Annotated in this window: 14 protein-coding genes and 1 pseudogene; 4 read left to right on the top strand and 11 right to left on the bottom strand. The window is 41.5% G+C overall.

The annotated features are described in order from the left end of the window. Positions 1–114: 114 nt before the first annotated feature. Positions 115–363 (bottom strand): hypothetical protein, encoded by a 249-nt coding sequence (locus G8D99_RS06625; RefSeq protein WP_406741516.1) that lies wholly within the window; start codon positions 361–363, stop codon positions 115–117. 369 nt (positions 364–732) lie between these two features. On the opposite strand from G8D99_RS06625, the gene G8D99_RS06620 reads away from it, so the two are divergent. Then, complete coding sequence (locus tag G8D99_RS06620; RefSeq protein ID WP_166323755.1) at positions 733–954, top strand: hypothetical protein; 222 nt, start codon at positions 733–735, stop codon at positions 952–954. Here G8D99_RS06620 and G8D99_RS06615 read toward each other — a convergent pair. Continuing rightward, a complete protein-coding gene (locus tag G8D99_RS06615) occupies positions 904–1,566 on the bottom strand; it encodes a LysE family transporter (RefSeq protein WP_166323753.1) in 663 nt (220 codons plus the stop codon). The genes G8D99_RS06620 and G8D99_RS06615 overlap by 51 nt on opposite strands. A gap of 137 nt (positions 1,567–1,703) precedes the next feature. Beyond that, complete coding sequence (locus tag G8D99_RS06610; RefSeq protein WP_166323751.1) at positions 1,704–2,273, bottom strand: FxsA family protein; 570 nt, start codon at positions 2,271–2,273, stop codon at positions 1,704–1,706. 122 nt (positions 2,274–2,395) lie between these two features. Between G8D99_RS06610 and ruvC the strand changes: the two genes are divergently transcribed. After that, positions 2,396–2,941 (top strand): crossover junction endodeoxyribonuclease RuvC, encoded by a 546-nt coding sequence (gene ruvC / locus G8D99_RS06605; protein WP_166323749.1) that lies wholly within the window; start codon positions 2,396–2,398, stop codon positions 2,939–2,941. 37 nt (positions 2,942–2,978) lie between these two features. Here ruvC and G8D99_RS06600 read toward each other — a convergent pair whose 3' ends face one another. Then, positions 2,979–3,260 carry an acylphosphatase gene (locus tag G8D99_RS06600; RefSeq protein WP_166323747.1) on the bottom strand — a complete coding sequence of 94 codons (282 nt, stop codon included), beginning with the start codon at positions 3,258–3,260 and terminating at the stop codon, positions 2,979–2,981. A 146-nt stretch (positions 3,261–3,406) separates the two neighbouring features. After that, complete coding sequence (locus G8D99_RS06595) at positions 3,407–4,885, bottom strand: NAD(P)H-hydrate dehydratase (RefSeq protein WP_166323745.1); 1,479 nt, start codon at positions 4,883–4,885, stop codon at positions 3,407–3,409. Positions 4,886–4,907: 22 nt separating this feature from the next. Here G8D99_RS06595 and queG point away from each other — a divergent pair, with 22 nt between their 5' ends. Continuing rightward, positions 4,908–6,005 (top strand): tRNA epoxyqueuosine(34) reductase QueG, encoded by a 1,098-nt coding sequence (gene queG / locus G8D99_RS06590; RefSeq protein WP_166323743.1) that lies wholly within the window; start codon positions 4,908–4,910, stop codon positions 6,003–6,005. Between the two features lie 18 nt (positions 6,006–6,023). Beyond that, positions 6,024–6,149: pseudogene (locus tag G8D99_RS06585) on the top strand (biotin synthase BioB); the annotation flags it as partial. A 159-nt stretch (positions 6,150–6,308) separates the two neighbouring features. Here G8D99_RS06585 and G8D99_RS06580 read toward each other — a convergent pair. From G8D99_RS06580 to G8D99_RS06555, 6 genes are all read right to left on the bottom strand, one after another. Beyond that, positions 6,309–6,521 (bottom strand): hypothetical protein, encoded by a 213-nt coding sequence (locus tag G8D99_RS06580; RefSeq protein WP_166323741.1) that lies wholly within the window; start codon positions 6,519–6,521, stop codon positions 6,309–6,311. A gap of 171 nt (positions 6,522–6,692) precedes the next feature. Then, on the bottom strand, positions 6,693–8,033 hold the full coding sequence (locus tag G8D99_RS06575; protein ID WP_166323739.1) for an MFS transporter: 1,341 nt from the start codon (positions 8,031–8,033) through the stop codon (positions 6,693–6,695). A 121-nt stretch (positions 8,034–8,154) separates the two neighbouring features. Then, positions 8,155–9,189: an enoyl-CoA hydratase/isomerase family protein gene (locus G8D99_RS06570; RefSeq protein ID WP_166323737.1), complete on the bottom strand. Its 1,035-nt coding sequence runs from the start codon at positions 9,187–9,189 to the stop codon at positions 8,155–8,157. Between the two features lie 149 nt (positions 9,190–9,338). Next, positions 9,339–10,112, bottom strand: a complete 774-nt coding sequence (locus tag G8D99_RS06565; RefSeq protein ID WP_166323735.1) for an enoyl-CoA hydratase — start codon at positions 10,110–10,112, stop codon at positions 9,339–9,341. A gap of 118 nt (positions 10,113–10,230) precedes the next feature. Further along, a complete protein-coding gene (locus G8D99_RS06560) occupies positions 10,231–11,358 on the bottom strand; it encodes an acyl-CoA dehydrogenase family protein (protein WP_166323733.1) in 1,128 nt (375 codons plus the stop codon). Positions 11,359–11,377: 19 nt separating this feature from the next. Next, entirely contained in the window at positions 11,378–13,039 is a 1,662-nt protein-coding gene (locus tag G8D99_RS06555; RefSeq protein WP_166323731.1) for an AMP-binding protein, read from the bottom strand. Between the last annotated feature and the right edge of the window lie 164 nt (positions 13,040–13,203).

Raw genomic sequence — 13,203 nt, 5'->3', positions numbered from 1 at the left:
AAAGCTCACTTTATGTGAGCTTTTTTATTTTTTGAGGATTTTAGACAATCAATATCTGGCAAATCTTGAACTTTAAACCCTAAACTTTAAAACCAAAACATCAATTGAATAAGTTTAGGAATCCATATTTTTATTGGTCTTATGCAAAGCATCTAGAAAGCCTTGCTGGGCCGGCACTTCCTGCTCTGCTTGCAAATAGACATGACCGACTTTAAATGCGATTGCGACGATTAGACAAGCAAAAATACAGAACAACCAAAAGCCATAAGGCGTACGAATATTTTGAGAACCGCAGTTCGAACATGATTTTTCGCTTGAGGAAACTGCTTTCTCGCAACAAGCACAATGATATTGATGATACAGCATAGGTATACTCCCACTTTATCTGTAACGATTTATTTTTATGATTATTTGAAAAATCACCCTTTATTGGATTTATTTTATGCGACATATTTAACATTTACAAGACCACCAGACTCATGCGTTCAAAACAAAAAATTCATAACATGTTCAATATCGTGATTAAGCTTTGTTTTTGAAATAAAATAATCACTCTTAATTTTACCTTAAGAATGTAACTAATCTTTTATAAAATGATGTTAAAATGAACTGATCTGCAAGGAAATTTAAAAAAAATTAATCAAAGCAGAAATAAAACAGCTTGATCAGTTAAAATAACTTGAAGTTAAAGCATAAATACAGATTGCTTAAAGTCAATTTTGGAGAGAGACCGTGGTGCAACTCATTAAAAAAGGTGGTCTAAGAGAACGTGCGAATCGGAGTCGCTCTTATCAGGGTTCTGAAAACACTGAAACTACTTTAGCACCCAATCGTTATCGTGACCTAAAAAATCAGCAAAACACCGCTTCCTCATCCCAAATCAATCCAATTGAACAAAACCCATCAGTTGATCAAACGAATGGCATCCACCCACAGCCAAATCGCAAAGATTAAAAATAGTGTGCCTGAAATAATATCAATATAACTGCCTGAGTGTTGATAAAATTGTTTGATCTTCGGCATCGACATAATCAACATAAACACGGCAAAAACCAAAAAGGTTTGAATAGGAATAATGATCGCCAACTGTGTTTTGAGATAAGCACTGGCAGATGAGGTTAATGCCAATGAAAAGACACTACTGAAATAAATGAGCGTTTTGGGATTGGATAGATTGGTAAGTAAACCTTGTAAAAAATAGTGAGTCTTAGCTGCTGTTTGAGCTTCTCGAGATTCAGACTTCCCTTCAGATCCAGCATTTAAATCAAAACTTTGATGCCTTGACTTCAAACCACCTATTAGCATCGCCCATCCCATCTTTGCCAAGAAAAACCCACCAATCAACATCAACAGCTGTTGAATCCAAGGGAATTTCTCAATCAAGACGCTAAATCCTGACAGGGTCAGAATCACCCACACCACAATACCGACTGAAATACCCAGAATAATTTTTAAGGTATTGATGCGTGTTGTCGAAGCAGAACTTTTTGCAATCAACAATACATCTGGACCAGGGCTGAGTTGAGCCACAAAATGTAATGCACAAATGGTGAAGAGCAATGACATAAAAGATGAATATTAAAATTTAGACAGTAAATTATATCGAGTGTTTAAATGAAATGTATATTTTATAAAACAAAAAAGGCTGAACATTCGGTTCAGCCTTTTCCAGGTTATTTTAATTCTAGCAACTAAATCACAATTTATTTTACGTCTTTAAATTCAATCTTTTTAGCGTCTGGTGTGACTTCACGCGCTTCACCATCAATCACGTTTGAATCACGTCCACCACGTTGACCCCCTTGTTGTGCTTCTTGCATTTGACGCATTAAATCAGCAAATGGGTTTTGACCTTGTGCATCTGCACCGCCCATATTGCCCATACCACCCATCATTCCACCCATCATTTTTTCCATCATGGCTTGTTGACGTTTCATTAAGGTTTTCATTGCCACAGCTTTAAGGGCTTGTTGCACAGGTGGAATCAAAATCAGCAGAGCCAATACATCCGTGATCAAGCCCGGAATAATCAATAAAATGCCCGCAATAATTTTAGGTAAGTTATTGGTCATGCTTGGGTCAAGTGCCATGGCACCCCCCTGTTTCATTTGCTGCAAGCCTGATGCATGTGCACGAATCAAATTACTACCGATAAAAAATGCAGCCACAAACCAGAAGAACACATACCACATGCTTCCGACTAGATCACCAACACCGATCCAAACGAAGATTTCAAGGATCAAACCGATTAAAACTATAAGCGCTATTTTCATGGAAAGTAATCTAATCTCAACATAATGGATAAATTGCGGTAATCATCTGCTCAATCTGTATCAAGCTTTTTTCATACACTTATGTAACAATATGGGCATTATTTTATTTTTAAAGTCTTTGCATGTCACTAATTATCGGAATTGATCCTGGTTCTCGCTTAACTGGCTATGGAATCATACAAAAAGAAGGTCAAAAACTGATTTTTGTCGATGCAGGTACCATTCGCACTGAAACCCCAGAAATGCCTGAGCGCTTAAAACGCATTTTTGCGGGTATTGAACGTATTGTAAAATTCCATGGTCCGACAGAAGCTGCCGTTGAACAAGTCTTTATGGCGGTCAATCCCGACTCAGCGTTAAAATTGGGTCAGGCACGTGGCGCTGCCATTGCTGCTTTGGTGAATTTAGACTTACAAGTCGCAGAATATACGGCACGTCAAATTAAGCAGTCTGTGGTCGGTTACGGCGCAGCAGACAAAGAACAAGTTCAAATGATGGTAATGCGTATTTTAAATTTAAGCATTAAACCGCAAGCTGATGCTGCCGATGCTTTAGCAGCCGCGATTTGTCATGCCCATGCTTCAGGCAGTATGTCAAAAATGGCGGTACTGAATGCTTTAGGCGGTATGGCACGAGGCCGTAGTCGTACCAGTACCCGTCGACGTTAAGTTTATGGCTTTTTGGCGCTAAAACGAAAAATTTGGTTTAACGTAAGATTTGAAAATCTGCAAAAACCACATTGTGTGCACGCAGTTCAACCGGATTTAAATTTTTCACTTTAGCGCGCAAAGGTCCGATTAAACATTTTTTGAGCATTTCATGAATGGCGTGATCTTCACCTGAAATCACCGCTTCGACCCCACCATCTGCGATATTTTTTACGTAACCTTTAAGAGACAGTTTTGACGCTTGCTTTAGCATCCAGTGTCGAAAACCCACACCCTGTACTCTGCCCTCAATCCTTAGTTTCATGGTTCTATTTGGCATAACGATGACTCATTGCAAACCTGAATGAGGTTTTAATTTAATTCAGTTCTTTTTAAATAAAAATATGCACTGTAGAGTAAATTGTTACTGATCATGAAAAATATCTTCTGATCAAAAAAATCTAAGTAATTTCAATTCAATGCATTTCATTGTTTAAAATAGTTTTGATTTACCATTTTTTGAATGGCAGCTCCCATCTGATGTGCTTGCACGCCTCTCATGCCGTGTTTTGCCAACTCATCCCCGGCTAATGCATGTAAGGTGACGATTTCATTGAGTCTAATGTCCTCATGCATTTGTGCTTTTAAACTTGCAATCATGCCAGCAAGCACATCTCCCATTCCTCCTGTTCCCATTCCTGGATTTCCTGCTGTACAGATCCAAAGCTCTTTTTCCAAGATCAGGCTCCCCGAACCTTTTAACACCCATTCACCGCCATATTGTGTTTGCAAACGATAAATTGCCTCAATCCGATCTGCTTCAATATCTTTTGTATTTAGTGCAAGTAGTTTGGCTGCTTCTCCTGGATGGGGGGTGGCATAACAACGTGTTTTCAGTTGTGCTGGATGTAAAGCGAGAAACCATAAAGCATCTGCATCCAGCACCAATTCAATAGGTGACTCATTCAACACCCTAAACCATGTTTGAAAGATCGATGCCGCCCAAGGATCCCGTCCAAGTCCCATACCGAAACTCACGGCATCTACATGCTGAACCATATCTTGTATGTCACTTTCACTGAATGCATTGATATCTCGAACCATGATATTGGGTGAACGTGAAAGTATCGCCCCATGGTGTTTGGCATCACAGACAATGCTGACTTTACCTGCACCTGATGAAAACGCCGCTTCTGCAGCCATGATCACAGCACCGCCCATATCTGCATGACCACCCACGATGAGCACGTGTCCATAACTGCCTTTATGCCCATGGGCTTGACGCTGAGGAAGTTGAATTTGATGCTGACTTAAATATGCCAATGGGGTTAAAGCATGATCGAGGGGGATTAAGGATATCAATTCGATTTCACCCGTATATTCTTTGCCCTGCCCCGTGTATAAACCTGCTTTTAAACCCAAAATACTATAGGTTAAATCGGCATGAACAGCACAAGGTAACGGTTGTCCTGTATTGGCATTTAGACCACTGGGCACATCAATTGAAACTTTGAATCCCACTTGCTGATTGATTCGAAGAATGACATTTTGCCAATCGGCATTGAGATCACGATTTAAACCAATGCCAAATAATGCATCGATATATACGGTATAAGATTGCTGGAAATCAAAACCGGAGTAAATCGCTATACCCAATGCAAGTGCTTCGGTATAAGCGTGTTGTAGTGAGGGGGACGTTCCTCGTTGGGCTGTATAGAGGTGAACCTCAAAACCTGCTTGTGACAAATATTTTGCCACCAAGTAACCATCTCCAGCATTATTCCCTGCGCCACAGCATACAGCGATCGATATACTCTCTGTTTTTAGAGTAGCAAAACGCTGAATCAACCGTTGGGAGATCGACCAAGCCGCTTGCTGCATCAAACCATAAGCACTGTTTTGTTGATCAAACCAACGTTGCTCCCATGCTTGGATGGCTTGGCTATGGTAAACTGCTTGATGCATTGTTCTTCCCTTCTGTTTGGTTATGTCTCAGTCCACATCTTTAGAAAAAATACCTCTAGATCAATATGATCCTATTGCATTAAAAGCATGGATTAAAGCGCAAGCATTGGACTTGGGTTTTTCTGATTGTGTCATTGCCAAACCGGATGCTCAAGAAGAATTACCACGTTTTCAAGAATATTTAGATCGTGGTTATCACGGCGATATGAAGTTTCTTGAAGAAAATTTAGAAAAACGTGCCAACCCAGCCTTACTTGTACCAGGCACCAAAAGCATTATCTGTGTACGTATGGATTATTTGGTTGAAACACCAAAGCCTCGCTTGATACCCCATGCACCGAATTCTGCCATTATCGCGCGTTATGCCCGTGGTCGTGATTATCACAAAGTCATGCGTGGACGGCTCAAAACCTTGGCGACGCGTATTCGAGAAAAAGTGGGAGATTTCGAGTCACGCCCTTTCGCAGACTCAGCCCCGATTTTTGAAAAATCGCTGGCTGAAAATGCAGGCATGGGTTGGACAGGTAAACATACTTTACTGATCAATAAGAAAGCAGGCTCATTTTTTGTGTTGGGTGAACTGTTTAGCTCCTTAGATTTGCCATTTGATACGCCTGCAACCAAACATTGTGGTTCATGCACAGCCTGCATTGATATTTGCCCAACTCAAGCTATTGTTGAACCTTATATGCTTGATGCACGTAAATGCATTGCCTACCTTACGATTGAATATCAAGGTGTGATTGCAGAGGAATTACGCCGCGGGATTGGTAATCGTGTCTTTGGCTGTGATGACTGTCAACTGATTTGCCCTTGGAACAGCTTTGCAAAAACCACAAGCGTGGAAGATTTTCATCCTCGGCATGGTTTGGACCAAGTCGATTTAATTCAGCTTTGGCAATGGGATGAAAGCACCTTTCTCAGTAAAACCGAAGGCAGTCCTTTGCGCCGTACAGGCTACCAAAGTTTTATGCGCAATGTTGCGATTGGCTTAGGCAATGCCCCCTATTCGCCCGAGATTTTAGAACAATTAAAATCACATTACGATCTGCATGATCAAATTGTGCAAGTCCATATTAATTGGGCGATCCAAGAACAACAGCTCAAACTATCTGTTTAAGTGACCGTGCTCACATAAAAATTATTGACCACTCCCAATGCCGGTGAAGGCCGAGACAAGCAATTGTTTGATAAACTCGGATTAAAAGCAGAACAAGCCAAACCAACTTTCACTGACATCAGCGTCGATACGATGGCCAGTTAGGACCTGAAAATTAAAAGTCTAAATACACTTTTAGCTTATTAAAATCTGTTCTCAATATAAAGCCCAATCTAGTGTTGGGCTTTAGAATAAAGAAGCTGATTCAATATTTAAGCTTTAAACTGTAAGCTGTGAAAAAAATTTAAGTGATGAATCACTTCACTAAAGAGACGTGATTAAAATGCCGTAGTTGGCATTCAGGTAATCACCCTTTTTTATTTGATCTGTCCCATTGGCATGATGTACCAATAATGTCTGGCTTAGTACATCAAACTCAAAAGCATCATAGCAATCCTGATGTGCCAGTAACCAAGCAAACGTATCGGTTAAATTCTCATCGACCACATAGGTCATCGCTTTAAAATCTTTGCACATATTTAACGGTTGATTGATTTCAATACCGATATTGTACTGAAAAGCTCAAATCGTAAAAGCATAAATACCCATTAAAACAAAGCCGATGACGCTTTTTTAAAGCGAATCTCAGATGTAAAAAAGGCAGATGCACCTGCATGCCTCTACCTTTTTTTTGACTGAATCTAGTACTCAGCTTTTATCCAATACCGCTTTGGACGTATATGTCTTCGAAGTACCCACTTTTGGATCTTTGGACATAAAACTGGTACATATGATCGCAATCACTGCCATCGCACAGATATATGCAGCAATCAGATGCGGACTTCCACCACCTATGCCTAACAATTTAGTGGCAATCATTGGGGCTAATCCTCCCCCTAAAACGCCGGCAAATTGTACCGAAATGGAAATGCCGCTATAGCGAATTTCGGCTGGGAACTGACGCGCAAATAACTGAGATTGAGGCGCATACATGATCGGAAATACCACCCCGATGGCCAATACAATAGCCGTCCAAACCCAAACAGGATCTTTGGTATTCAGCATCATAAAAAATGGATAACAATATAGAGCCAAAACCAAAAGGCCGAACATAAACATATTGCGTTGACCGACTTTATCAGACAAATGTCCACACAGCGGTGTCATCACCATAATCACGGCTGCACCACAAATGGTGGCAAATAAAATATCGGCACGAGCAATACCCAACTGTGTGGTGGTATAAGCCAAAGTGAAAGTCGATGCCATATAGAACCAAGCATTCTCTGCCGCACGTGCCACAATAATACGTAGTACTTTTTTCGGATGCTCCTGAATGACTTTAAATGCCGGAATTTTTACCGCTTCAACCTTATGTTTATTTTTCTCGAAATCTGGAGATTCTGGGACTTTGACTCGAATATACCAGCCTACGCCTAAAAGCAAAATACTGGCTAAAAACGGCAGTCGCCAACCCCAACTAAACAAAGCCTGCTCAGGCAATAATGAAACCAGCCAAAGCGCAATAGAGGCAAGCATCAAACCGCCACCTGTACTGGCTTGCGGTAAACTCCCCCAAAAGCCTTTTTTACCTTCAGGTGCATGTTCAACTGCCATTAGGACTGCGCCACCCCATTCTCCGCCCATAGCCATACCCTGAATAAAGCGTAACACTACCAGTGCAAATGCCGCCCAATACCCAATCGTTTCAAAGGTCGGCAATAACCCAATCATGACGGTGGGAATACCCATCATCATCAAGGTCAGCAACAACATCGATTTTCGACCAATTTTGTCACCAAAATGTCCAAAAACAATGCCCCCTAAAGGGCGTCCAATAAAACCGACGGCGTAGGTGGCGAAGGCCGCCAATACACCTGTTAATGCATCGAGATTCGGGAAAAAAAGTTTATTGAAAATCAGCGCTGCGGCAGCACCATAGATAAAAAAGTCATACCATTCAATGGTGGTTCCCACCATACTCGAAATACCCGCCAAGCGATGGGATGACTTTTCCTCGGATGAATATTGTTGATTCACCTGTTGCATATCGACCTCTCTTCCATGTGGAGTCATTTTTTGTTTTGATAAATTTCTGTTGAATCAATAAGGCTAAGATTTCTCCTGAATTAACATCTGATAAAGATTTAAAGTTGAGTCTTTCGCTGGATTAAGCGGCTTTGGTCAAGTCTTCAATGATCTGATCGAGCTGAGGATTATGGCTTTGCCACTTTGGCTGTTTGTCTTTATCAATCAATAATGCACGTACGCCTTCCATCAAGTCACCATGTTCAAACCAAATGTCTTGCAGGTCACGCTCAAGTTGCATACATTGCTTTAAGGACAGACCGCGCCCCACGTGCTGTAAGGTCAAACTGGTTTTTTTGGCAATCAAAGAGCGTTGCTGTAAAACATTCAGTACTTTATGCGCCCAAGGCTGATATAAAGCATCTGATTCAGCCGCTAAACTGGCCTCAATCTGTTCAATACTGGCATGAGAAAAATGTTGGTGAATCACACTGGATAAGTTTCTAATTTCACTCACATCCGGATCCGTGATAAAACGACTGATGATCTGCTCAATCGTAAGTTTATCCAGTATCTCACTACTGCGAATGCTATTGAACAAATCCGCTAAACGCTCACTGGGCACATAATAATCAATTAAGTCTAGATGTAAGGCATCGCTGCTACTGATCTGTTCACCCGTAACTGCCAAATACACCCCTATATCATCTAAACGGGACAAGAAATGCGTAGCACCGACATCCGGGAAAAATCCAATGGCTGTTTCTGGCATAGCAAAACGTGATTTTTCGCTACTGATTAAAATGTGGCAGGCTTGTGCTAGCCCCAAACCACCACCGAGCACATAACCATCAAGCACAATCAAAATCGGTTTAGGATAGTTTCGAATGTTATCCAGCATCTCATACTCAGCGATAAAATAGTCACGGTAATCATGCTGCCCAGTTTTATACGCATCGTACAGATAGCGAATATCACCGCCTGCACAAAATGCTTTTGGACTGCTAGAGTTGAATAAAATCGCTTGAACTGTGCTGTCATTGCGCCATGCCTCTAGCTGGGCTTGAATCCCTTGCACCATTTCTAAAGATAACGCGTTTAAATGGGTAGGACGATCTAAGGTAATGATGCCCAATACACCTTCGCTCGAGCAAATTAAATTATTGTCAGAACTCATGTTGATTTCACCTTATTTTTGTTTTCATCATTTTTTAGGATGAACGTCATACCTTGACGTTTTTCATCCATGACCTATACCCATCACACCTCGCATATAAATGGGTATTGCAACGAGGGATTGCATATTTACACATGCTCCCTCTCTCACTATTGATTTTTAAACTGTGCAGGTCGCTTCTCAATAAAAGCACGCATCCCTTCTTTTTGATCCTGAGTTGCGAAAATCGAATGGAAAGTCCGACGCTCAAAGCGTAAGCCTTCTGCGAGACTCACTTCAAAAGCACGGTTAATAGATTCCTTAATCATCATTACTGCGGTTAAGGATTTTTCCGCAATTTTTTCTGCTGCTTGTAAGGTCTGTTCTAATAGCTCAGCTTGAGCAAATACGCGTGCAACTAAGCCACTTTGCTCAGCCTCAACTGCACCCATTTGACGGGCAGTCAGACACATTTCCATGGCTTTCGCTTTACCTACCGCTAAAGTTAATCGCTGTGTACCGCCAATCCCTGGGAGTACACCCAAAGTCACTTCAGGTAAGGCGAATTTGGCATTATCAGCACAGTAAATAAAGTCACACATCAGTGCCAACTCACATCCACCACCCAAGGCATATCCACTGACCGCTGCAATTAAAGGCTTACGGCGCTGTGCAATTCGATCTGCCAAACTAAAGAAATCATCGAAATAGATATTGGGGAAATTGAGTTCCGCCATTTCTTTAATATCTGCACCTGCAGCGAACGCTTTTTCTGAACCGGTCAGCACAATACAACCAATTGAAGCATCTTTTTCTAATTCATCTAATGCAAGGTTCAATTCAGTAATGAGTTCTGTATTTAATGCATTCAGGGCTTTAGGTCGATTCAGAGTAATCAGACCCACACCTTTATTTTTTTCCAATACAATCGTTTGCCAAGTCATCTGGTCTTTTCCTTTGTTCTTCCATCATTGAGCTTTGTGTTTGAATCGTTTGACTTTCTTGCTATTTATTCTTAAGTTCCACCCCAACACGTTAATCCACGCTTGAGTGAAATTAAACTTATAAACTACGTGCAATCACTAAGCGTTGAATATCACTAGTGCCTTCATAAATTTGGCAAATTCGTGCATCTCGATAAATCCGCTCAATCGGAAAGTCTTTCAAATAACCATACCCCCCAAAGATTTGTAATGCTTGTGAACAGACACGCTCGGTCATTTCTGAAGAAAACAGCTTAGCCATTGATGCTTCGGTTAAACAGGCTTGTCCTGCTTCTTTCAAACGCGCGGCATAATGTACCATTTGACGCGCTGCATGAATTTCAGTGGCCATGCTGGCCAAACGAAATGAGATGGCTTGTTGTTCAAAAATCGGTTTACCAAATGCGATACGTTCTTTGGCATAGCGTGTCGCTTCTTCTAATGCTGCACGCGCTAAACCTACCGCCTGAGCAGCAATACCAATACGTCCACCCTCTAAATTAGACAAGGCAATTTTTAGACCATCGCCTTCTTTGCCCAACAACATACTTTTGTGCAAACGTACATCGGTTAAGGCAATTTGACAGGTATCCGATGCATGTAAGCCCAGCTTTTCTTCGACTCGAATCACTTCGTAACCTTCAGTATCACGCGGTACTAAAAATGCGCTCATGCCTTTTTTACCTGCATTTGGATCTGTGACCGCAAATACAATGATGACACCCGCATTATGACCTGAAGTAATAAATTGTTTGGCCCCATTTAAAACGTAATAATCACCATCTTTCACTGCCCGAGTCTTAATCGCGGCAGCGTCTGAACCGGTATGGGGTTCAGTTAAAGCAAAGGCGCCAATCATCTCACCTTGAGCCAAAGGGGTCAGATATTGCTGCTTTTGCTCATCTGTACCAAAATTTAAAATCGGCACACAGCCTACAGAATTATGCACACTCATGATGGTTGAGGTTGCACCATCTGCAGCAGCTATTTCCTCAAGTGCCAACACATAGGCCAGATTACCTGTTTCTGATCCGCCCCATTCAGCCGGCACCAACATGCCTAAAAAGCCTAATTCACCCATTTGTTTCAGTGCTTGTTTGGGAAAAATACCTTTTTCATCCCATTCTGCAGCAAAAGGTTTAATTTGCTCTAAGGCAAAACTTTTTGCCATATCTTGAATCAGCACTTGCTCTTCTGTGAGTTGCATTTTTCATCCTTTGAATCAATTAATTAACTGCAGTCGCTGCCGCTTCTTTTTGTTTATTGATTTCTTGATTACGTAACAAGAAACGTTGAATCTTACCACTTGGAGTCTTTGGAAGTTCAGTGACAAATTCCACTAAACGCGGATAGGCATGCGCAGACAAGCGTTTTTTCACAAATAAACTTAAACTTTCAGCCAGCTCGTCAGAAGCCGTAATGTCTTGTGCCAAAACAATAAAGGCTTTGACCACTTCAGTACGTTCCGGATCAGGCACTCCCACCACCGCTGCCTCAATAACTGCATCATGTTCTAATAATGCACTTTCAACATCGAACGGCCCAATCCGATAGCCTGAAGTGGTGATCACATCATCACTACGCCCAACAAAACTCATGCTTCCATCGGCATGAATTTCTGCGGTGTCTCCCGTAAGGTAATAACCGCCCACAAATGGTGATTTACGACTTTCTTTGTAGCCGCCAAACCACATTAACGGTGATCTCTCTAAATCAATCGCTAAAATGCCTGGAGTATCTTGAGGCAAAACTTGGCCGTGTTCATCCACCACCGCAATATGATAACCAGGGCTGGCAAAACCTGCGGATCCAGCATGGACTTCATGCTCTAAAGCATGATGATTACACACCACCATCCCAACTTCGGTTTGCCCATAGTGATCGTAAATCGGTGCATCTAAGACCTGTTTAAACCAACGAATCACTTCTGGATTTAACGGCTCACCTGCGCTACTGACTCTGCGGAATTGACCACGCAAACTGGCCATTTGTGTCTGATCAGCGGCCATCATTAAGCGATAGGCCGTCGGTGCCCCAGCTAAATTGGTAATGTTATATTCTTTAGCGATTTGAATCAGACTGTCTGTGCTAAATCCACCTTCATAGAACAAGGTTGCATGCCCCAACAGCAACGGCCCTGTAATGGCATAGTACAATCCATAAGCCCAACCGGGATCAGCAATATTCCAAAACGCATCATCATCTGTCAGACCCACTGCATTTTGCATATATAAACCAAATGCAATTAATGCTTTTAACGGCACTTCTAATGGTTTGGCTAAGCCTGTGGTTCCTGAAGTAAACATCAACAAAAATGGGTCATCAATCGTCAGGCGTACCACATCACATTGATCGGATTGGGCATTCACCTCATCCCAAAAATTCAGATCCCCCTTAGCCAAAGCTGGCCCATTCGCATCTGCAATTGAAATAATGGTCGGACATTCCTGAACTTCATCCAGTTTAGGACGGTTGTTTAAATCCGTGACCACAAATTTACTTTTTGCCAACTGTACTCGGTGTTCAATCGCTTTAGGACCGAAAGCAGTGAATAAAGGTTGATAGACTGCACCAATACGCCATGCTGCCAAAATCGTAATCAACAACTCTACATTACGTGGCAGTAACCCAGAAATACGATCACCACGACCAACACCTTGCGCTTTCAGAAAATTGGCAAATTGACTTGAATAGTCTTTTAACTGCTTAAAAGTATATTGTTTTTTCTGACCTTCTTTGGATTGCCAATATAAAGCTACTCGATCGGTATTCGTATGTCGGTCACAACATTCTTCACATGCATTTAAAGATTGTAGAGAACCGTTCAACAGCGTATCTGCTGCCACTTTTAAATCAAAATGTTCTGCAACGTTTTTATAATTCAACATGATGTCATCCTCTATGCTGTCTTGTTCTTATCCATGATTTTGTAGTATTCACATCGTCATTGGCTGATGCCCCATCCCTTGGTGCACTGTTGTTATTGATGTTGCTGCTCCATCATCTCAATAAAGCTTTAAATCTAGTTAAAGCCTATTTGTTTTCCTGAAGC

Source organism: Acinetobacter lanii (assembly GCF_011578285.1).
Lineage (GTDB): Bacteria > Pseudomonadota > Gammaproteobacteria > Pseudomonadales > Moraxellaceae > Acinetobacter > Acinetobacter lanii.
Note: the sequence above shows the minus strand (reverse complement) of the source record. Positions and strands in the feature narration are given on the sequence as shown.